Origin of the sequence: Halomonas sp. KX33721 (genome assembly GCF_001596805.1) — a bacterium.
In the GTDB taxonomy this organism is placed as follows: domain Bacteria; phylum Pseudomonadota; class Gammaproteobacteria; order Pseudomonadales; family Halomonadaceae; genus Vreelandella; species Vreelandella aquamarina.
This window is the reverse complement of the sequence record NZ_LVIA01000026.1, coordinates 77,418-98,549: the sequence shown is the minus strand read 5'-3', so window position 1 is coordinate 98,549 and position 21,132 is coordinate 77,418. Positions and strand designations below refer to the sequence as shown.

Genomic DNA, 21,132 nt, shown 5'->3' with positions numbered 1-21,132 from the left:
GTCTCGTCACTCATTTTCCAATACCTCACGAATCGACTTCAGGATATGAGCGGGTATATTGCCCCTGACGGCTTTCTTGTAGATCACCAATAACCAGATCTCACCATTTGCCAACTTGGTGAAGTAAATGACTCGCACCCCACCGCGCTTCCCTGAACCCGCTACCGACCAACGAACCTTTCTACATCCGCCGCTACCCGGAATGGGGTCACCAATTTCCGGACTTGCCGCAAGCCAGGCAAAGAAAGCGCTTCGCTCTTCCTCAGTCCAGATTTTTCTGGCATCTGCTTCAAATGTAGGGGTTTCGATGATGGTAAACATGACAGTCAATATACGTCATTGACGGAGTTTTGCAAGATACTGGTCACAAGGGTTAACGCTTAGCGCACCGGTGACTTTGACGTAGCGAAGCGGAGACAAAGGCATCCGAGTGCCGCGCCTGGTTATGTTTGATATTCGATTTCTACGGCCGACTCGTCTCCACAATGAATGAAGAGTTCCCCTTTCGCTGAATTTGAAGATGAAAACTGAAACCAACCACGGCCAGACTTTTCACGACCATCATCATTTCCAGACCAAGAAAACTCGACTCGCCCTCCATCATCTGGAATGCGGTAGTCGATTTGGCCCTCAACTGCTCCGAATACAAAAAAGCCGAGGCCATCTTCATCGAACTGGAAGTATCCGGGCTCGATAAGATCAACAAAGTCTTGATCCCACATTTCCATCCACTTAATTCGCCAGCGTCCAACGACTTTACTCAAACTACCTCCTTAAAACATAACAGTGATTATACGCCCTGCCATGAAACCTCAATGAACGTGACATCACAATGACTGAGGTTTCATAGCCACCAAATTGAATCTACCTCATTGATTCTACAGCGTGCAAAGAGAATTTTGGCGATGTAGCCAAAATTCGCAGGCTTGCGCGTTTTGCTCGCCCCAATAATACTATTTTTACATACAGCATTATTAAGGCATTCTCCCATGAAACTGATGGAACGCGTCAAGGCAACCATGAGGGTCAAGCGCTATAGCTTACGCACCGAAAAAACCTATTGTTACTGGATTCGATTTTACATTCGGTTCAACAACTTACGTCACCCTGCCACGCTAACAGGTCATGAAGTACGGCAATTTTTGGAGTATCTGGCAATCGAAAGGCACGTGGCAGCGGCTACACAGAATCAAGCACTCAATGCCATCGTCTTCCTTTATCGCCATGTGCTGGACCAACCGCTTGGCGAGATTGGTCAATTTAGCCGAGCTAAGCGCCCTCAGCGCTTACCAGTGGTGCTTTCTCATCAGGAAGTAATGGAGGTATTTCAGCACTTGTCTGGCTCTATGCTTCTCATGGCCTCACTGATGTACGGCTCAGGTTTACGTGTCTCCGAAACCTGTCGGCTTCGCGTCAAAGATATTGATTTCTCAAGGCAAATCATCACGGTGTATGCAGGCAAAGGCAACAAAGACCGCACCACGCTACTGCCGCCTTCTTGCGTCCAGCCATTACATACGCATATACAAATGGCAGAACAACAACTGAACGCTCGCCTTGAAGCCAACGCTACTCCTGTGTCACTGCCATATGCTCTGGACCGTAAATACCCGAACGCGGGTATTTCACTTGCATGGCAGTGGCTTTTCCCTTCCTCTAGGCCTTGCTTCGATGAGAGGGGGCGCGTCGTTCTACATCACATTCATGCCTCTGCCGTCCAAAAAGCCGTCAAATATGCCATGCGCTCATCTTCTTTAACACGCCCTGGCTCATGCCACTCTTTGCGGCACAGTTTCGCCACTCAGCTACTAAGCCAAGGTACTGACATTCGCACTGTTCAAGAGCTGCTGGGCCATAAAAGTATCGAGACCACCCAAATATATACCCATGTGCTAGGCAATGGGTTTGCGGGTGTCAGAAGTCCATTGGGTTAGTGAAGGGCAGTTATGCTTCCATGAACCCCGTGTGTTCGATCAAGCTAACGCCCCTTGCATCTCCCCCTCTCGCCTCCTACACTGCGCTGAATACTGCTTGACGGGGTGCCGGTGGAACCGGCTGAGATCGCTATACGGCTGGCTGCTGCAGCAAGTCGTCACGGCGGGGCCCGTTGAACCTGATCCGGCTAGTACCGGCGTAGGAATCAAGCGGTGGTTGGGATGCGCCGTGTTCACCTGATACCTTGCCCCAACTCACTCTCCCTTCGCCCGTGCGCCGGTTCGCTGTACCACCGGAGGCATCATGGGCTACCGCTTTACCGATCTCACCACCGCTTGCCAGGACGATTGGCGCGCGTATATCGAGCACGATTTCGTGCACCAGCTGGGCAACGCCACGCTGCCTGAGGCATCGTTTCGCCACTACCTGAAGCAGGATTATCTGTTCTTGATCCACTTCGCCCGCGCCTATGCGCTAGCCGCTTACAAAAGCCCCACCCTGGCAGATCTACGCCAAGCCCACGAAGGCATGAAAGCCATCGTGGACGTGGAGTTGGGCCTGCACGTGGGCTTTTGTCAGGAGTGGGGGATTTCCGAGCAGGAGCTTGCCGAACTCCCCGAAGCCCGCGCTACGCTGGCCTACACCCGCTATGTGCTGGATACCGGCAACCGCGGCGACCTGCTCGATTTGCACGTGGCGCTGGCCCCGTGCCTGGTGGGCTACGGCGAAATCGCCAACTGGCTGAACGCGCAGCCTTCCACGCTGCGCGGCGCGCAAAACCCGTTTGATGCCTGGATCGCCATGTACGAAGGCGAGGAGTTCCAAGCTGCTATGCAAGCGGAGCTTGCGTGGCTCGATGCCCGCTTGGCGGATGTTACCCCCGCCCGTTTTGCTGAGCTGAGCAAAATCTTCCGCGATGCCACCCGCCTGGAAATCGACTTCTGGCAGATGGGTTTAGACCTTTCTGAATAATGACCAACAACAAGGAAACCGTCATGACTAAGACCGTCAAAAGCAAAACCGCCCACTTTTTAGCCGAAACCGCCCAGGTCGATGCCGCCGCCGTGGCGCCGCTGCCCGGCTCGCGCAAGGTGTACGTGGAAGGCTCGCGGCCAGATATTCGCGTGCCGTTTCGGGAAATCACTCTCTCGCCCACCAAAACCAGCGGCGTGGATGAACAGAACCCGCCGCTGCTGGTGTACGACACCTCCGGCCCCTACACCGATCCCAGCGCCAATATCGATTTGCGCCAAGGCCTGCCGGAGCTTCGCCGGGCCTGGATTGAAGAGCGCAACGACACCGAGTTTTTGGATGGCCCGACCTCGGAATACGGCAATCGCCGCGCCAACGACCCAACGCTTGCCCAGCTGCGCTTTGATTTAACCCGCACGCCCCGCCGGGCGAAAGCGGGCAAGAACGTGACCCAGCTGCACTACGCCCGCCAGGGCATCATCACGCCGGAAATGGAGTTCATCGCTCTGCGGGAAAACCAGCGCCGCCAGGCGTTGGGAACGGCAGAAGTAGAGCGCATTCTGGGCCATCAGCATGCAGGCCAGAGCTTTGGCGCCAGCCTGCCCAAGGAGATCACGCCGGAGTTCGTGCGCGATGAGGTGGCCCGTGGCCGGGCGATCATTCCCAACAACATCAACCACCCGGAAAGCGAGCCGATGATCATTGGCCGCAACTTCCTGGTGAAGATTAACGGCAACCTAGGCAACTCGGCGGTCACCTCTTCCATCGAGGAGGAAGTGGACAAGATGACCTGGGGCATCCGCTGGGGGGCGGATACCATCATGGATCTCTCCACCGGCCAGAACATCCATGAAACCCGCGAGTGGATCATCCGCAACTCGCCGGTGCCGATTGGTACGGTGCCTATTTATCAGGCGCTGGAAAAGGTCAACGGCATCGCCGAAAACCTCACCTGGGAGATCTTCCGCGATACGCTGATCGAGCAGGCGGAACAGGGGGTGGATTACTTCACTATCCACGCCGGGGTACTGCTGCGTTACGTGCCGCTCACCGCCAACCGCGTCACCGGTATCGTCAGCCGTGGCGGCTCCATCATGGCGAAGTGGTGTTTGTATCACCATCAGGAGAGCTTCCTGTACACCCACTTCGAAGAGATCTGCGAGATCTGCAAGCAGTACGATGTGGCGTTCTCCCTCGGCGACGGCCTGCGCCCCGGTTCGATTGCCGATGCCAACGATGAAGCGCAAATGGCGGAGCTGAAAACCCTCGGCGAACTCACCCACATTGCCTGGAAGCACGATGTGCAGGTGATGATCGAAGGCCCCGGCCACGTGCCCATGCACCTGGTGAAAGAGAACATGGACAAGCAGCTGGAGTACTGCGACGAAGCGCCCTTCTATACGCTTGGGCCGCTGGTGACGGATATCGCCCCCGGCTACGACCACATTACCTCTGGCATTGGGGCGGCGATGATTGGCTGGTTTGGCTGCGCCATGCTCTGCTACGTGACGCCGAAAGAGCACTTGGGCCTGCCCAATAAAGATGACGTAAAAACCGGCATCATCACCTACAAGATTGCCGCCCACGCGGCGGATTTGGCCAAGGGCCATCCGGCGGCGCAGCGCCGTGATAACGCGCTCTCTAAAGCGCGCTTCGAGTTCCGCTGGGAAGACCAGTTCAACCTGGGCCTAGACCCGGATACCGCGCGGGAGTACCACGATGAAACCCTGCCGAAGGATTCCGCCAAGGTGGCGCATTTCTGCTCCATGTGCGGGCCGAAGTTCTGCTCCATGAAGATCAGCCAGGAAGTGCGCGACACCTACCGCGACCGCACCCCGGAAAACGCCGCTGAAGGCGATGCCGAAGCGGTGAAACGCGGAATGCAGGAGCAGGCGGAGAAGTTCCGCCGGGAAGGCAGCGAGCTGTACCAGGAGGTGTAGCCCTGTGACACCCCAACCGGAGCCATGGGCTCCGGTTGTCCCTTTTGCGCAACAAGCATCACTTTTTCTTCTTGTTCTTCTTGGCCCCTTCCTTGGCATCGCCTTTACCTTTTTGCAGTTCGCCTTTGGCTTGCTGGGCTTTGCCTTTGACTGCGGCTTTGCTGCTGCCGGTGGCCTTACCTGCGGCTTCTTTAGCTTTCCCGGCGGCTCTTTTCAGCGTAGTCCGTCGTTAAAAATCACCTCAACTACTTTTCGAGCAGGCGAGTAGGTTCCCAGCGGTTGAGCAGATAGTGCAGACAAATCATCACCGATAGCGTGCCGATCAGCGCTATGCTCATGGACGAAAAGCGATACAGCGCGCTGTAGACCAAGTCCTGCTGTGGCCCCAACGACTGGCCGAACAGAATGCCCATGGTGGTGAGCCCGCCAAACCCGATGCCGGAACCGCCGCCTTCCAAGATGTGCTCCCGCGCAAACAGCATCAAACCCAGCCAATAAAGCAGAATCACCAGCACAAAGTGGTGGCTTTGGGTGTAGAGCGCCAGCTGCATCACCAGCGCGAGGTTACAGCCCAAGAGCGTGCCCACCGCGCGCTTGGCCGCCGACACCTGCGCGCCAAAGTAGCCCAGCGTAAACAGAATCAAGATGGTGGCCATTTGCGCCGAGAGCGACCCGCGCAGATCGAGCACCTGAAACACTACGAACGAAAGCGTGGCGGTGATGCCGCCAATCAGGGTTTCATGGCGGATTTGCGCCGTCGATTTGCTGCCTCTGGGTGGCGGTTGGCGGGGTTCCCTATCGGGGAACAGGGTGTACATTAGCATGGCGATGAACACCGCCAGCACACTGGCCATGAGGTTGCTGGCCAACAGGTCGCTCAAATCCACACTGGGGTAGCTGGCAAAGTGCAGCAGTATGCTGAGCGTCAATACTCCGTTGGCACCAAACAGAAACAGCGGGCCTTTGGCCATTAAGTTGAAACGCAGCAAAAACAGCCCCAGCACTACCAGCGTCATCACCACGGGCATGTGTTTTAACAGCCCGACCACCAGGCTCACCTCCAGCACGTTGAGGCTCACGTTGGAGAGAAACTGGCGAATGATCGAGCCATTCAGCACCGGCACCAACCCCAGCAAGAACATCGGGAATACGGTAAAGAAGACGCCGTAATTCCAGCCCATCAATTGGCTGATGATGAACCCCAAGGTGCCGCCGCCCGCGACCCGCAGGCACTGGCGCAGTCCGTTTTGGCTAAGTCCGTTCTGGCTAAACCCATTCTGACTGAGCGCCGAGGAAGCGGGCACTGAGCGCGTAGCGGATGTTCCCGTACGCGCACTTGATTGAGTAGGCGATTTAGTAGACATAATGAAGCCAGCTCACGAGCCGAGCCTGCAGCCAGGCAAACGGCTTGGCCAGCGCGTGCTCGCCGGGCACTAGCTGCACCGTGGCCCGCGCGCCGCTGGGCGGAAGCTCGTCCAAAGGCTCGTCCAGCGTGATGTGAATACGCACCCGCTGGGCATCGCGCACCCAGCGGTCGGAGGTCGGAATGTCCACCAGCTGCCCGTCGGCCACTTGCTGCCCTTCCCGCACACCGGCATCGAACGCGCTCACGTGGCCTGCCAACAGTCGTCCCGGCAGCGCATCGAACACCACCGTTGCTTCGTCGCCTTCCTTCACGTGGCGCAAGCTTTTCTCGCGAAAATCGGCCACGACGTCGACACGGCTGGCCACCAGCGCCACGGCGGGCTGGCCGGCCTGTACGTAATCCCCCGGCTGTAGCTGCAGGTTGGTGACTTCGCCCGCCTCCCGCGCTCTTACCGTGGCACGGGCCACGTTTAACTCGGCTTGGGCGAGCGCATTGTCGGCCTGGCGCAGCCGCAGGTTGGCGTCGCCCTCTTCACCTAGCTGCACTTCTAGGCTATCGATTTGCGCGCGGGCAAACGTCACGGCAGCTTGGGCCGTATGCTCGGCGGCCACTTGCTGCTCGTACTGCTGGCGGGAGATGCCCTGCCGCCCTAACAACGCCTCAGCGCGGTGGCGCTCACCGCTGCGCTCTTCGAACGTGGCTTGAGCTGATGCCAGCGAGGCTCGCGCCGCCGCCAATTCGGCGGTTAGCCGAGCGTTCTCCTGCTCGGCCTGCTCGCGATTCAGCGCAGCCTGCTGGCGTGCCAGCTCGAACGGCGTCGTATCTAGCTGAAACAGCACATCGCCCGCGTTCACCCGCTGATGGTCCCGCACCACCACGTCTTTCACCGGCGCGCTGAGCTCCGGCGCAATACGCGTCACGGGCCGCATCGCGCGCGCTTCCGGAGTCATGGGCATAAAGCTATCGGCGAGTAAGAAATAGACGAACAGCACTACAAACGCCGCCAGGGCTATTTTCACCCAGCGGGTAAATCGTTGATCAGGGGTCATGGGTATTACTCGTTCACTGGCCCCCAAGCGGTCACGTGCACTCGGGGTAGCGTTAGATGGAATACCTTAGTCTAACAAATTTATTAGCACGCTAACAATAATCGTAAAAAAAACCCCGCTGCCGAGTCTGTGCTCGGTCAGCGGGGTCCTATTCCCTTGATGAATAAGCGCTAAACGCTTGCCGTGTTAGAAGCGGTAGCGAAGGCCTACGCTCGCCGCATCGAAATCGTAGGCGGACTCGTCCAGGTAGCGCATGTAGTCGGCACCAATCGAGACGTTGTTAGCAATATCCATCTCGGCACCCGCGCCGTAAGAGAGACCACTTTCGCGATTATCGCTGATCTCGACCTCGGAGAAACCCGCTAAACCGTAAAGACGGAAGTTGGGCGCTACCGGGAGGATGCCTTTAGCATACGCACCCGCCAGATGGTCTAGATCGGCGCCGCGATCCGAACCGCCGGTGCCTAGGTGGCCCTCGAGGGCGAAATAATCGTTGAATTGGGCACCACCGCGCAGGCGTAGGCCGACATCGTCACGGGAGTCGCCACGGTCAGGGTTGAGGCTCCAAAACATGGCATCGCCACCCACGTATCCTTGTGGGTATTGGAAAGATTCTTGGGCTTGGGCGGATGCCGCAAACGCACCTGCACCTAACAGAAGCGCTGCAGAGGTCAGTGATAGTACGGTCATCTTCATGGGGATCACCTCAGTTAAAAAAACAGTGTTTCCTTACGCTTTCGAAGTGTGGCCTAGGCCCATGAAGAACGCAATTCACCTACTGGCACTTGCATCGAGTTTCCTTTTTTCTTGCGCTGTTGATGACGTTTTCTAACGCCCTTTGGAAAGGCTCAGTACGACGATGCCCCCAACCACCACCGCGCCGCCCACGAGTTGGCTAGGGCTGAGCATTTGGCCCAGTACCAGATAGGCTATCAACAGCGACGCCACCGGCTCGAAGTTCATCACTGGAGCGTTGCGGGCCATATCTAGCCGGGGCACGAAAATAAACAGAATCGAGAATCCACTACCGTACAGCAGCGCCAGTAGCGTTAACCCTATCCAGCCAGTACTGTTATCCGGCAGGCTCATACCGCCCGGCATGGCCCCGAGAAACCCTCCAATGATCATGGCGATGAACACGGTTTGCATGGTCAGCAGACTGCGCAGCGTGCTACCTACCCCAGACAGGCGATGCTCGGTGACCCACAACGCGCAGGCAAACGCAAAGGCCGCTAGTAGTCCAAAACCAATGCCTGCCAGCCATTCAGGGCCCATGGCATCGGCGTTAGCCACCCAGCTGGGAATATCCAGCACCACCAGAAGGCCGATCAAAATGGTGCCCATGATCAGACAGCTACGTAAAGAAGGCCTAGGCCCGCCCAGCGCCCAGCTAATCAGCGCCAGTTGAATGGGGAAGGTATTCACCAACAGCAAAGCAATCACCACCGGAAGACGCGCGACGGCAGAGTAAAGGCTAACGCTTTGCAGCGTAATGAGTAGCCCCACCGCCAGCTGCCAGGGCCACGTTCCGGCAGGCAGCCAAAGGCGCTTTTTCTGCAGAATCACCAGCGAGAGTAGAATCAAGCAGGCAACGCCCGAGCGCATCAACACTGCCAATAGCAGCCCTGTGCCGTTATCGAAGGCCAGACGGGCTGAAACGTGGTTAGCAGCGAACATGGTCGCCACGGTCATCATTAACAGAATGGCCAGATGGCGGGGTAACAGCTTAGTGCTAGAAATCGAGGACATAAGAACAAAACGGCTCACGATGGGTTATATAAGGAACAGGATGCCGACATTTTACATAGAAGGCTAACTAAATTCTTCGCTGATTTTCCGCGTCGCAGCATGTTAAACTAAAGTCTATTCCCTTAACTTCCTCATTACGTTACAAAGGTGGTTATGAACGCACCGGTGCTGGTCATTAACTGTGGCTCTTCTTCTATTAAATACGCTTTGATCGATGCGGACCCGCAGGCACCACGCTTGGCCGGGCTAGCGGAGCGCTTAGGCAGCAGCGACGCCCGCTTGAAAGGTAAAGACAGCGCCGGTGAAAGCTTTACCCAACCGCTGCCGAATGCTGACCACGCCGACGCCTTGAACGCCATTCTTCAGCGTTTGGAAGGTCGCGTACCGGGGGCCGTGGGCCACCGCATCGTTCATGGTGGCGAGCACTTCACCCAAGCAGCGCTGATCGATGACAGTGTGATCGAGGCCATCGAGACCACCGCTGCCTTAGCACCGCTGCATAACCCCACCAACCTAGCGGGCATTGCCGCGACTCGTAAGGTGTTTCCGGACCTGCCTCAGGTGGCCGTGTTCGATACGGCGTTCCACCAGACGCTGCCGCCCCGCGCCTATCGCTATGCACTGCCGGAAGCGCTGTATACCGAGCACGGCATTCGCCGCTACGGTTTCCACGGTACCAGCCACGCCTTTGTTAGCCAGCGCGCTGGCGAGCTGAGCAGCCGTGGCGCAGGCGGCTGGCTTACCGCTCACCTGGGCAACGGCTGCTCCACCAGCGCCGTGTGGAACAACCAGAGCCTGGATACCAGCATGGGCCTTACCCCGCTGGAAGGCCTGGTGATGGGCACCCGCAGCGGCGACGTGGATCCCGGCCTGCATGCGCATCTGCACCGCCAGTTAGGTTGGTCGCTAGATGAAATCGATAACGTACTGAACAAGCAGAGCGGCCTGCTGGGGCTTTCCGGCCTGACCAACGATATGCGCGAAGTAGAAGACCAAGCCATGGCCGGGCACCCTGGCGCCAAGTTGGCGCTGGACGTCTTCTGTTACCGCATTGCCAAATCCCTGGCGGCGCTGTCTTGTGCATTACCTAAGTTAGACGGCGTGATCTTCACTGGCGGTATTGGCGAAAACTCGCCTATCGTACGTCGTGAAGTGCTGGCCCTGCTGCCCCACTTTGGTTTCAGCTTAGATGAAGCGGCCAATGAAGCCACCATCCGTGGCAAAGAGGGCAAGCTGGATAGCGCTGGTCATCAAGGCCCGGAAGTGTGGGTGATCCCCACCGATGAAGAGGGCCGCATTGCCATGGAAACCCGCCACTGCGTGGAGACCCCTGAATGAACAGCTCCCCCGAGCAACCCCAAGCCATTCTGCTTGTCCCCACCAGCATGGGGGCAGGCTTGACCTCGGCCTGTCTGGGCCTGATTCAGGCGCTGGACACCATTGGCCTGAAAGCCGGCTTTCTGAAGCCGTTCATGCAGAACGAGCTGAACGGCCCGGGCCTTGACCGCTCGACGGCGCTGGTCTCGCGGACGCTGAACCAGCGCCCGCCCTCGCCTATTTCCCAGGCACGCCTGGAGCGGCTGCTACGCGACGACCAAACCGACGAGCTGATGGAAAACGTCGTCGAGCTGTACGAGCAGGTCACCCAGCAGGCGTACCGCGACGGTAGCGCTCTGGACCTGGTGGTGGTGGAAGGCGTCGTGCCGACCCAGCACACCACCTACGCCACTCAAACCAATGTGCAGCTCGCTCATGCGCTGAACGCGCGGATCATTCTGGTGGGCTCCGGGGATCTCAACGAGCCCCAGACGCTGGCGGAAGAGCTGGATATGCACGCTCGAAGCTTTGGCGGCGTCAGCTCCAGCCGCACCTTGGGCGGCATTCTGATGCGCATGAAAAACCTGCCCTACGGTCAGGAGGATGATCTTTCCGCTGCACCGGGCACCATCAAGCCGCAGTTGGAAGAGCCGGTACTCAACGAACTGCGACGCTACTCCCCGGCGCTAGCCACCGACCGCTTCCACCTGATTGGCGTGGTACCCTACAGCAAGACCCTGAGCGCTCCGCGCACGCTAGACGTAGCCCGGGCGCTGAATGCCAAGATGCTCAACGAAGGTGAAGCCGCCAGCCGCCGCGTCCTCTCTACCAGCCTGTGTGCCAGAAGTGCGGCCAATGCGCTGCATATCTTCACGCCGGGTAGTCTGGTGGTCGCCTCCGGGGACCGTGATGACGTGGTGCTGGCCTCGGCGCTGGCCACCATGAACGGCACCCAGCTGGCGGGCGTTTTACTCACCAACGGTTTCTTGCCCAACGAGGGCATGATTGAGATGTGCCGCCCGGCGCTGAAAACCGGCTTGCCGGTGCTGGCGGTAGAAACCGACAGCCTGACCACGGCGCAAAACCTGAGCCAGCTCAGCACTGAAATCCCCATGGATGACTTCGAGCGCGCCGAGCAGGTGGCCCGCTTCGTGGCGGCACACATGGACCTGGAGTGGCTGAAAGCCAAGCTGAGCCGTGGCTACACCCGCCGCCTCTCGCCGTCGGCGTTCCGCCACCAGTTGGTGAAGCTTGCTCAGCAAGCCAAAAAGCGCATCGTGCTGCCGGAAGGCGACGAGCCGCGCACCATCGAGGCGGCAATCATCTGCCAGCGCCGTGGCATTGCCGACTGCGTACTGTTGGGCAAACGCGAAGATATCGAGAGCGTCGCCCATCACCGTGGCCTCACGCTGCCCGATGCGCTGACCATCATCGACCCGGAAAGCACCCGCGCCAGCTACATTGGCCCGATGGTGGAGCGCCGTCGCGGCAAGCTCAACGAGCTGACCGCCGAAGCGCAGCTTCAGGATAACGTGGTGCTGGGCACCATGATGCTGCAGCTCGATGAAGTGGATGGCCTGGTGTCGGGCGCGGTACACACCACCGCCAACACGGTTCGCCCGGCGTTTCAGCTGATCAAGACGGCCCCGGAGTACAACCAGGTGTCGTCGATCTTCTTCATGCTGCTGCCCGAGCAAGTGGTGGTGTACGGCGACTGCGCGGTGAACCCGGACCCGGACGCCGAAACCCTGGCGGAAATCGCCCTGCAGAGCGCGCGCTCTGCCGAGGCCTTCGGTATCGAGCCCCGGGTGGCGATGATCAGCTACTCCACCGGCGACTCCGGCACCGGCGCCGACGTGGATAAAGTCCGCGAAGCGACCCGCATCGCCAAGGAGCGCGCGCCGCACCTGGCCATCGACGGCCCACTGCAGTACGACGCCGCCGCCATCGAAAGCGTGGGCAAGCAAAAAGCCCCCGACTCCCCCGTGGCGGGCAAGGCCACCGTGTTCGTGTTTCCCGACCTCAACACCGGCAACACCACCTACAAAGCCGTTCAACGTAGCGCCCGAGTGGTCAGCGTGGGCCCGATGCTGCAAGGTCTGAACAAGCCGGTGAACGATCTGTCCCGCGGCGCCCTGGTGGATGACATCGTCTACACCATCGCCCTCACCGCGATTCAGGCCAGCCAGCGGAAAGGCTAAGCACTCCCCGAGCCCTGTATACGTATCCGCTGAAAGCCGCGCTAAAAAGAACGCCCCGAACAGTTCACTGTTCGGGGCGTTTCAAGTTTTGCGTCAGGTTCAATCGTTGTTAGGCATTACACCCACATCGGCACCATGGCTTCCAGCACCATCACTAAGCTCATCGCAGTGATCGTCAGAATAGAGACCCCAAACACTTTCCTGGCCCAACGAACATCGTCATCTAACCGATAACCGCGCAGTGCGAGGTAGAGCCAGTAGCCGCCCATGACCAGCGCCACACACAGATACCCCATCCCTGCCTGGCTGGCCAGTACCAGCGCCAGCGAGGCGGGAATGAACGCCACGATATAGCCCAGGATGTGATGCTTGGCCATTTTGATCCCGTGCACCACCGGCAGCACCGGAATTGATGCCCGCTGATAATCCGCATAGCGGAAAATCGCAATGGCATAGGAGTGCGGCATTTGCCACAGGCAGAAAATCACCAGTAGCATCAGCGCACCGCTATCGAACTGCCCCGTGACGGCACAGTAGCCCACCACAGGGGGCATGGCCCCGGAAAGGCTGCCCACCAGCGTGCCGTACTCGGAGTGGCGCTTCATGTAGAGGCTGTAGACCCCGACATACACGCCCCAGCCAATCACCGCCAGCGCCACCGTCAAGCCATTGGTGCCCAATGCCAGGCACACGATCCCCGCCACGCCCAGCAGCGCCGAAATACCCAGTGCCTGGGTAATCGAGATACGCCCCTTGGCGAGCGGGCGATGGCGCGTACGCGCCATCAGTGCATCAATATCCCGGTCGATGACGTTGTTACAGGCGCAGCCCGAAGCAATCACCAGGGCAATGCCCATCATCACCGAGGCAAAGGTGACCCAATCGAAGGTGCCGTGAGCGGCTAAAAAGTAGCCGCCCAAGGTCGCAATCAAGTTGCCACCAATGATCCCCGGCTTGGTAAGCGCCAGCACGTCGCGCCAGCGGCTCGGCGCCACGTTTAGCCGATCATCATGTTGAGATGCAGATGCTGCATGATCCATAACGAGCCCCCTACCACCAGGACGAGTATCGTCAGTGTGAAAACGAAGGACATCACGTTCCAGCCTTCGTCGGCTTTGGTATTCATATGCATAAACATGACCAGCTGGACCAAAATCTGCAGCACGGCTGTTATAGCGATGACCACCACCGTCGTGGCGGTGCTCAACGCACCGCTCATAACGACCGCGAACGGAATCACGGTTAGCACTAAAGATAGCAGAAGCCCCGTCACATACGATTTAACGCTGCCGTGGGAAGACGTTGAAGATGATGAATGACTCATGTCACAGCACTCCCATCAGATAAACGAACGAGAACACGCAGATCCACACGATGTCCAGGAAGTGCCAGAACAGGCTCAGGCACAGAATCCGCGGACGTGTCATCGGGGTGATGCCCATGGTCGAAAGCTGCACCAGCATCACTAGAATCCACACCAAACCAACGGTCACGTGGAGGCCGTGGGTGCCGACCAAGGTAAAGAAGGACGAGAGAAACGCGCTCTGATCAGGGCCGTAGCCCTGATGAATCAAGTGCTGAAACTCGTACACTTCCATACCGACGAACGCGGCACCGAGCAAGAAGGTGATCGCCAGCCACGCTTTTACTTGGCCGACGCGCTCGGCATTCATCGCCAGTACGCCCATGCCAAAGGTGAAACTACTGAACAGCAGCAGAAAGGTTTCCACCAGCACAAAGGGCAGCTCGAAAATATCTGCCGCCGTTGGCCCGGCGGCCGTGCCTTTCATCAGCACGGCGTAGGTAGCGAACAGTGACCCGAAGATCACCAGGTCACTCATCAAGTAGACCCAGAAGCCAAATACTTTCGTGCCGGTCGCGTCGTGGTGCTCATGGGGCTCGGACGCGGCGCCATGATGTAGGGTATCGGTGGCCATTACGCGCGTGCCTCCACATAGTTGGTCTGTTCACGGTCAGACGCTGCGCTGCTCGGCGCAGACGTTTTGCGCTTTTCGTGCGCGCGCTCGATGCGCGCCACTTCGGCGGCGGGCACGTAGTAGTCGATATCTTCGTTGAATACACGGGCGATGAAACTGACGACGACGCCCAATGCACCCACGGCTGCCAGCCACCAGATATGCCACACCAGCGCAAAGCCTAGAATCAGCGCGAAGAAGCTGATGACCGGCCCCGCCACGGTGTTACGCGGCATGTGAATATCGGTGTAGGGCGCTTCGTCCAACTGCTCGTTACCCCGCTGCTTTTGCGACCAGAAGCTGTCGATGTCACCGACTTCCGGCAGGCGAGCAAAGTTGTAGAACGGCGCAGGAGAAGAGGTCGACCACTCCAGCGTGCGGCCATCCCAGGGGTCGCCGGTTAGATCTGCATTCAGCTTGCGGTCGCGGATACTGACCCAGAACTGAATGATGGTGCAGGCAATCCCCATCATGATGATCACGGCACCTACCCAAGCCAGAATCATCCAGGGTTGCCACTCAGGATTGGCGTAGGACTGCATACGGCGCACGGCACCGAAGAAGCTCAAGACATAGAGCGGCATGAACGCGACGTAGAAGCCGATGAACCAGCACCAGAACGAGCGCTTGCCCCACTTCTCGCTCAGCGTGAAGCCGAACGCTTTGGGGAACCAGTAGGTCAGGCCCGCCATCATGCCGAACACCACGCCGCCAATGATCACGTTGTGGAAGTGGGCAATCACGAACAGGCTGTTGTGCAACACGAAGTTGGCTGCCGGTAACGCCAGCATGACGCCGGTCATACCGCCTAGGGTAAAGGTGATGATGAAGCCCAGAGTCCACAGCACTGGCGAGGTCAGCTCTAGGCTGCCGCGGAAAATAGTGAACAGCCAGTTGAACACCTTCACCCCGGTGGGGATGGCAATGATCATCGTCATGATGCCGAAGAAGGCATTGACGTTGGCACCGGCCCCCATGGTGAAGAAGTGGTGCAACCAGACGATGAACGACAGCAGCGTGATCGCCACCGTGGCCCAGACCATGGTTTTGTAACCAAACAGGCGCTTGCGGGCGAAGGTGGCGATGACTTCAGAGAACACGCCAAAGGCCGGCAGAATCAGAATGTACACTTCCGGGTGACCCCAGGCCCAAATGAGGTTGACGTACATCATCATGTTGCCGCCAAAGTCATTGGTGAAGAAGTGCATACCGAAGTAGCGGTCAAGGGTTAGCAGCGCGATGGTCGCAGTCAGAATCGGGAACGAGGCAATAATCAGGACGTTGGCGCACAGCGACGTCCAGGTAAAAATCGGCATGCGGAACAGGGTCATGCCTTTGGTGCGCATTTTCAGAATGGTGACGAAGAAGTTGATGCCGGTGAGCGTGGTGCCTATCCCGGATATTTGCAGTGCCCATATCCAGTAATCAACCCCCACCCCAGGGCTAAACTCTATCCCCGATAAAGGCGCATAAGCGAGCCAGCCGGTTTTGGCGAACTCCCCTACCACGAGGGAAATATTGACCAAAATCGCCGAGACAGCGAACAGCCAGAAACTCAGGTTATTCAAAAACGGGAAAGCAACGTCGCGGGCGCCGATTTGCAGCGGCACCACCAGGTTCATCAGGCCGATGACCATGGGCATCGCAACGAAGAAGATCATGATTACGCCGTGGGCGGTAAAGATCTGATCGTAGTGTTCAGGAGGGAGATAACCAGCAGCCCCACCGGCCGCCATGGCCAACTGGGTACGCATCATAATCGCATCGGCAAAGCCGCGAAGCAGCATCACCAAGGCCACCACAAAGTACATAATGCCGAGCTTTTTGTGGTCAACGGAGGTAAACCACTCGTTCCACAGCCAGCCCCACTTACGGTAATACGTCAATGCGCCAAGTAGCGCGGCACCCCCGATCGCCATAAAGGCAGCAACGACCATAATGATCGGTTCGTGATACGGAATTGCTTCTAACGTGAGTTTTCCAAACATGCTTAACCCCCCGCTTCAACGCTTGTGGGATGGCCGCCCATGGCGTGGTCATCACCTGCATGCTGATTGGTAACGTGGCCGATCGCGGCCTGCTGTTGAGAAGCGCTGGCGCTCTCTAGCTCGCTGGATTCACCGTGACTTTCGTGGGCATCGCTGATGGCATCACCGTGGCTTGCATGACCGCCGTGCCCGCTGCCGTCACCACCGTGGAAGCTGCTGACAACCGACTCATACAGCTCGGGCGTGACCGCCGAGAAGTACTCCACCGGGTGGTATTCACTCGGCTCTGCCAGGGCGTTGTAGCCTTCAGGGAAGGTAAGGGTGTCATCGGCTGCGCGCACGTTTTCCACCCAGGCATCGAATTCCGCCGGAGAGGTGACGTGGGCATCGAAGGTCATCCCAGAGAAGCCAGCGCCGCTGTAGTTGGTGGAACGGCCGGGGTAGACGCCCTCTTCGTCGGCAATCAGGTGAACGTCGTTATCCATGCCCGCCATGGCGTAAATCTGGCTGCCTAAACGTGGAATGAAGAACGCGTTCATTACCGAGCCAGAACTCACTCGGAAGCGCACTGGGGTATCTACCGGGAACGCCAGTTCATTGACGCTAGCAATGCCCTGTTCGGGATAGATGAACAGCCACTTCCAATCCAGCGCCACGGCTTGGATCTCCATGGGCGCCACGTCGCTCTCAAGCGGCTTGTGGGGGTCCAGGCTGTGGGAGGTTTTCCAGGTAAGAAAGGCGAGAACAGCAATGATCAAGCAGGGAACGGTCCAAACCGCCGCCTCGATGGCATTGGAGTGCGCCCAATCCGGCAGATACTTGGCAACGCGGTTGCTGCGGCGGTAACGCCAGCCGAACAAAAGCGTCATCACGATGACCGGAATGACCACGATCAGCATCAACCCAAAGGAGGTCAGAATCAGCGAGCGCTGCTCAACGCCAATCTGCCCCTTCGGATCCAGCAATGCAGAACTGCAGCCCGTTAACAGCAAGCACAATACGACGAGCACAAACGTGCCTCGCCTGCGCCAGTGGGTAGGTAGTTGCATGGTGTGATCTCATCAGAGAGTTGTCTAAAACAGCCTGCTGTTTGGCTAGCTAACTAGCCAGCTATATAGCAAGCTAACTATCACCCCATACTTTTCCCAGAACAGTGAGAGCGTAAGCGTTGCTCCGGGAAAAATATGCGCCACCGCATGGGGTTGGTGGCGAGCCTCGGCCTGCGCTGATGCGCATCAACTAAGACTAAAGTATTTTCTATTGATCTGAGTCAATCAGAAAGAGACGTTATGCCGCACCCCGCGCACCGGTTTGAAGAGGGCGATACGGGGCTTCGACCGTCTTTCATTAGGCGAGCGTGACGTTAAGCGCGGGCAGCGGATGGCGCTCCAGCAAACCAGGGGCGCGCTCGTCGTCGGTGACGATGACATCGAAGTCTTCCAGCGAGGCAAAATAGGCCGGGCGAACCACGCCAAATTTGCTGGCATCGACCACCAACAGTCGCTGCATTGCCGTGGCAATGGCCGCTTGCTTTGGCCCTACTTCGTGAAAATGGAAGCAGCTTACGCCTCGTTCGCAATCCACGCCGGCAGCAGAGATCAGCGCCTTGTTGATGCCCAAGCGCTCGATGGCCGCGCCCATACCGTCGCTGCCAAACGATTGAGAGGACGCGTAGAAAAGCCCACCTAGCAATACGAGGCGCACATTGGGCAGCCCAGCGACGGCGTTGGCTACGTTGAGGGCATAAGTCACCACGGTTAGCTCTCGGAAACGACTAAGCTGACCCAGCAGTGGAATGAGCGTGGAGCCGCAGTCGATAAACAGCGTATCGCCCTCTTCGATGAAGCTGGCCGCGCGCTGGCAAAGGCGCTGTTTGACTTGGTAATGGCTCGCCTGCTGCTCGGTCAAATCGTATACCGGCGTCACGCCGGGGTAGCTGGCCATCACCAATCGCCCACCCAACAGGCTAATGGCCGACGGCTGCGTCGAGAGATCCCGTCGAATGGTCATTTCGGAGACGCCGCACAGCTCGGCGGCATCTCGAAGATGCAGGGTTCCCCCGCTGGCCAGCGCTTCTTGCAGCATGGCCATGCGCTGTGCGCTGCGATCGTTCATGTCCGGCATCTCCTTATGATTCATTTTGTTATCGGCATTGCGCCCCGCCAGGCATCCTATGCTGAGCTAGGGCCCTGCCAATTTCCACTACTGCGCACTCTTTTCACTGGCGTCACCCACCCGTGATGCGCTTATCACATTTAAACAGCGTTGATGTGACAATGCTTGCAAATCAACGTTAAAAAAATAACACTCAATGTTATAATTTTAACATTACGCCAGCCTACACGACCCACAACGTCGGTACGCCAGTTGCTCTGGTACCGTAATATAACCCTGTTGAGGCTTCCATGACTGCTTTATCCCACTCTCGTTCTTCTTCGTTCGTCACGCTTGGCGCTGGCGTTTTACTGACAAGAGCTGCCTTGGCAACTCCAGCGTTTGCCGACGATGCCGAGCCGCACACCCTTGACCGCCTTTGGTCGTTTGCCAACGTTTCAGTCAACTACCTGGACTGGTCGAACGGCACCGAAGCGCGCACTGCTAGCAACGCAGCGAAAAGCGACTTTACGTATGTTGAAATCGAAGGCGGCGTTGGCTTTAGCTGGGGCGAATTTTACGGCTTCTTCGATTTCGAGAACCCCACTAACGATCAGTTCGACCAAGCCAGTGGCGGTAAAGACAACTTCCGTACCTCCGGCAAAGTGACCTCGCACATTTACCTGGGTGACAGCCCACTTTCGCTGTACGCCCACCTGTACGATTTCCGCGACTACGGCTATGAACTTCGCGAGCAAGACCAAATTCTGGGTCTTGGCTACCGCACCACGCTCGATAACGGCCTATGGTTCAAACCGTTCATCGGCGCCGCGCGGGTACAGAGCAATAGCTACACTGGCATGAACGGCTTTATGGCTGGCTGGGTCGCGGGCTACGACTTCACCGCTCTGAACCAAAACTTCAGCGTGATCAACTGGCACGAGCAGACGTTTGGCCGTGATGACGAGTACCTGACCCAGAACTACGTGGGCGATAAAGCAGGCAGCGTAGGTACCAACGGCGCACTGAGCCTGTGGTGGCACCCGTCTGATCTGATCACCACGGGCGTGCAGTACCGCTACTCAGAGAATAAACTGGGTACCCCGGACGCTTACCAAAATGCGATGATCTACTCAGTTAAGTTGAACTTGCTGTAATCGCTCCCACTCCTCACGATCCGAAGGTACTCCCATGACCCTCATCATGAGCTTGGTTGGTATGGTCACCCTGGTGGCCATCGCCCTAATCTTCTCTTATGACCGCAAGTCGATTCGGCTGCGCACCGTACTGGGTGCTTTTGCTATCCAGGCCGGTATCGGTGCATTCGTGCTCTACGTGCCGTTCGGCCAGGCGGTGCTGCAAACCATTTCCGCCGGTGTTAGCCAGGTACTGGTGTTTGCTAACGACGGTATCGGCTTCCTGTTTGGCGGCCTAGCGATGTGGAAAACGTCGGCTTTGTCTTTGCTATCAAAGTACTGCCGGTCATCATCTTCTTCTCGTCGCTGATTGCCGTGCTCTACTACCTAGGCATCATGCAGTGGGTCATTCGGATTCTGGGCGGCGCACTGCAAAAAGCACTGGGCACCTCGCGCACCGAATCGCTCTCTGCGACTGCGAACATCTTTGTCGGCCAAACCGAAGCACCGCTGGTGGTGCGTCCGTTTATTGCTCGCATGACGCCTTCGCAGCTATTTGCGGTGATGTGTGGTGGCTTAGCCTCGGTAGCCGGTTCCGTTCTAGCAGGCTACGCAGCGCTGGGCATTCCCATGGAGTATCTGGTGGCGGCCTCGTTCATGGCGGCGCCTGGCGGCCTGCTGTTCGCCAAGCTGATCATGCCGGAAACCCAGAACGTGGAAGATAGCGACAGCGTTTCCAAGGTCGATGAAGAGCTGAAAGAGCAGGACGACAAGCCTACCAACGTACTGGATGCCGCGGCGTCCGGCGCGACCTCCGGCCTGATGCTGGCGGCCAACGTGGGTGCCATGCTGCTGGCGTTCATCGGCTTGATCGCGCTGATCAACGGCATTTTAGGCGGCGTTGGCGGCTGGTTCGGCTTTGAATCGCTGAGCCTCGAGCTGATTCTCGGCTGGCTGTTTGCGCCGCTGGCGTTCCTGCTCGGCGTGCCCTGGGAAGAGGCAACGCTGGCAGGTTCTTTCATCGGCCAAAAGCTGGTGGTAAACGAGTTCGTGGCCTATATCAACCTCGCCCCCTACATCGATGGGGAACAGGTGGTGGCGGCTACAGGTCAGATGATGACCCCGCACACCATGGCGATACTCTCCTTTGCACTGTGTGGCTTTGCCAACCTGTCGTCCATTGCGATTCTGCTGGGCGGCTTGGGTAGCATTGCGCCCACGCGTCGCAAAGAGATTGCCCGCTTCGGTGTGAAAGCCGTTTTGGCCGGTACGCTCTCTAACTTGATGTCGGCATCCATTGCTGGCTTCTTTATTGCGCTGGGCAACCTGACGGCTTAACGCAGCGAGTACGACACCATGCAACGGGCGCTGCTATGTTTTCGCAGTGCCCGTTTTGTCTTTTATTGATT

The 21,132-nt window shown here is 58.0% G+C and carries 19 protein-coding genes, 1 pseudogene and 1 riboswitch; of the genes and pseudogenes, 7 read left to right on the top strand and 13 right to left on the bottom strand.

Features of this window, described 5'->3' with window-relative positions; genetic code table 11:
- Positions 1–6 precede the first annotated feature (6 nt).
- Both A3220_RS10735 and A3220_RS10730 read right to left on the bottom strand, forming a co-directional pair.
- On the bottom strand, positions 7–321 hold the full coding sequence (locus A3220_RS10735; RefSeq protein WP_054641851.1) for a hypothetical protein: 315 nt from the start codon (positions 319–321) through the stop codon (positions 7–9).
- 122 nt (positions 322–443) lie between these two features.
- Entirely contained in the window at positions 444–764 is a 321-nt protein-coding gene (locus A3220_RS10730) for a hypothetical protein (RefSeq protein WP_164834383.1), read from the bottom strand.
- 225 nt (positions 765–989) lie between these two features.
- On the opposite strand from A3220_RS10730, the gene A3220_RS10725 reads away from it, so the two are divergent.
- The 3 genes from A3220_RS10725 to thiC all read left to right on the top strand — a co-directional run bounded on the left by A3220_RS10725 (position 990) and on the right by thiC (position 4,847).
- Positions 990–1,934: an integron integrase gene (locus tag A3220_RS10725; RefSeq protein WP_062374799.1), complete on the top strand. Its 945-nt coding sequence runs from the start codon at positions 990–992 to the stop codon at positions 1,932–1,934.
- 91 nt (positions 1,935–2,025) lie between these two features.
- Positions 2,026–2,157: riboswitch (TPP riboswitch) on the top strand.
- Positions 2,158–2,238: 81 nt separating this feature from the next.
- On the top strand, positions 2,239–2,907 hold the full coding sequence (tenA, locus tag A3220_RS10720; RefSeq protein ID WP_062374797.1) for a thiaminase II: 669 nt from the start codon (positions 2,239–2,241) through the stop codon (positions 2,905–2,907).
- A gap of 23 nt (positions 2,908–2,930) precedes the next feature.
- The gene (thiC, locus tag A3220_RS10715) at positions 2,931–4,847 is read left to right on the top strand and encodes a phosphomethylpyrimidine synthase ThiC (protein ID WP_062374795.1); all 1,917 of its coding nucleotides are present in this window, start codon (positions 2,931–2,933) and stop codon (positions 4,845–4,847) included.
- Positions 4,848–4,905: 58 nt separating this feature from the next.
- On the opposite strand, the gene A3220_RS16955 is transcribed toward thiC, so the two are convergent.
- From A3220_RS16955 to A3220_RS10690, 5 genes are all read right to left on the bottom strand, one after another.
- A complete protein-coding gene (locus A3220_RS16955) occupies positions 4,906–5,064 on the bottom strand; it encodes a CsbD family protein (RefSeq protein ID WP_084812772.1) in 159 nt (52 codons plus the stop codon).
- A 28-nt stretch (positions 5,065–5,092) separates the two neighbouring features.
- Positions 5,093–6,211 (bottom strand): DUF2955 domain-containing protein, encoded by a 1,119-nt coding sequence (locus tag A3220_RS10705; RefSeq protein ID WP_084812770.1) that lies wholly within the window; start codon positions 6,209–6,211, stop codon positions 5,093–5,095.
- Positions 6,201–7,262, bottom strand: a complete 1,062-nt coding sequence (locus A3220_RS10700; protein ID WP_062374792.1) for an HlyD family secretion protein — start codon at positions 7,260–7,262, stop codon at positions 6,201–6,203. The genes A3220_RS10705 and A3220_RS10700 overlap by 11 nt, the downstream gene beginning before the upstream one ends.
- A 186-nt stretch (positions 7,263–7,448) precedes the next feature.
- A complete protein-coding gene (locus A3220_RS10695) occupies positions 7,449–7,958 on the bottom strand; it encodes a porin family protein (protein WP_058575966.1) in 510 nt (169 codons plus the stop codon).
- A gap of 132 nt (positions 7,959–8,090) precedes the next feature.
- Positions 8,091–9,011 (bottom strand): DMT family transporter, encoded by a 921-nt coding sequence (locus tag A3220_RS10690; protein WP_062374790.1) that lies wholly within the window; start codon positions 9,009–9,011, stop codon positions 8,091–8,093.
- Positions 9,012–9,164: 153 nt separating this feature from the next.
- On the opposite strand from A3220_RS10690, the gene A3220_RS10685 reads away from it, so the two are divergent.
- Both A3220_RS10685 and pta read left to right on the top strand, forming a co-directional pair.
- The gene (locus tag A3220_RS10685) at positions 9,165–10,349 is read left to right on the top strand and encodes an acetate kinase (protein ID WP_062374788.1); all 1,185 of its coding nucleotides are present in this window, start codon (positions 9,165–9,167) and stop codon (positions 10,347–10,349) included.
- A complete protein-coding gene (pta, locus tag A3220_RS10680) occupies positions 10,346–12,529 on the top strand; it encodes a phosphate acetyltransferase (RefSeq protein WP_062374786.1) in 2,184 nt (727 codons plus the stop codon). The genes A3220_RS10685 and pta overlap by 4 nt, the downstream gene beginning before the upstream one ends.
- A gap of 116 nt (positions 12,530–12,645) precedes the next feature.
- Here the strand turns inward: pta and cyoE are convergent, their stop codons facing one another.
- From cyoE to A3220_RS10650, 6 genes are all read right to left on the bottom strand, one after another.
- On the bottom strand, positions 12,646–13,569 hold the full coding sequence (gene cyoE, locus A3220_RS10675; RefSeq protein ID WP_062374785.1) for a heme o synthase: 924 nt from the start codon (positions 13,567–13,569) through the stop codon (positions 12,646–12,648).
- Positions 13,527–13,853 (bottom strand): cytochrome o ubiquinol oxidase subunit IV, encoded by a 327-nt coding sequence (gene cyoD, locus A3220_RS10670; protein ID WP_044629017.1) that lies wholly within the window; start codon positions 13,851–13,853, stop codon positions 13,527–13,529. The genes cyoE and cyoD overlap by 43 nt, the downstream gene beginning before the upstream one ends.
- A gap of 1 nt (position 13,854) precedes the next feature.
- On the bottom strand, positions 13,855–14,466 hold the full coding sequence (gene cyoC / locus A3220_RS10665) for a cytochrome o ubiquinol oxidase subunit III (RefSeq protein ID WP_058575962.1): 612 nt from the start codon (positions 14,464–14,466) through the stop codon (positions 13,855–13,857).
- Complete coding sequence (gene cyoB, locus A3220_RS10660; protein ID WP_062374783.1) at positions 14,466–16,493, bottom strand: cytochrome o ubiquinol oxidase subunit I; 2,028 nt, start codon at positions 16,491–16,493, stop codon at positions 14,466–14,468. The genes cyoC and cyoB overlap by 1 nt, the downstream gene beginning before the upstream one ends.
- 2 nt (positions 16,494–16,495) lie before the next feature.
- Positions 16,496–17,542 (bottom strand): ubiquinol oxidase subunit II, encoded by a 1,047-nt coding sequence (gene cyoA / locus A3220_RS10655; RefSeq protein WP_062374781.1) that lies wholly within the window; start codon positions 17,540–17,542, stop codon positions 16,496–16,498.
- Between the two features lie 298 nt (positions 17,543–17,840).
- Positions 17,841–18,608: a DeoR/GlpR family DNA-binding transcription regulator gene (locus A3220_RS10650; protein WP_062374779.1), complete on the bottom strand. Its 768-nt coding sequence runs from the start codon at positions 18,606–18,608 to the stop codon at positions 17,841–17,843.
- Positions 18,609–18,898: 290 nt separating this feature from the next.
- Here A3220_RS10650 and A3220_RS10645 point away from each other — a divergent pair, with 290 nt between their 5' ends.
- Positions 18,899–19,744 carry an outer membrane protein OmpK gene (locus tag A3220_RS10645; protein ID WP_062374778.1) on the top strand — a complete coding sequence of 282 codons (846 nt, stop codon included), beginning with the start codon at positions 18,899–18,901 and terminating at the stop codon, positions 19,742–19,744.
- Between the two features lie 34 nt (positions 19,745–19,778).
- Positions 19,779–21,061 (top strand): annotated as a pseudogene (locus A3220_RS10640) (NupC/NupG family nucleoside CNT transporter).
- Positions 21,062–21,132: the final 71 nt, after the last annotated feature.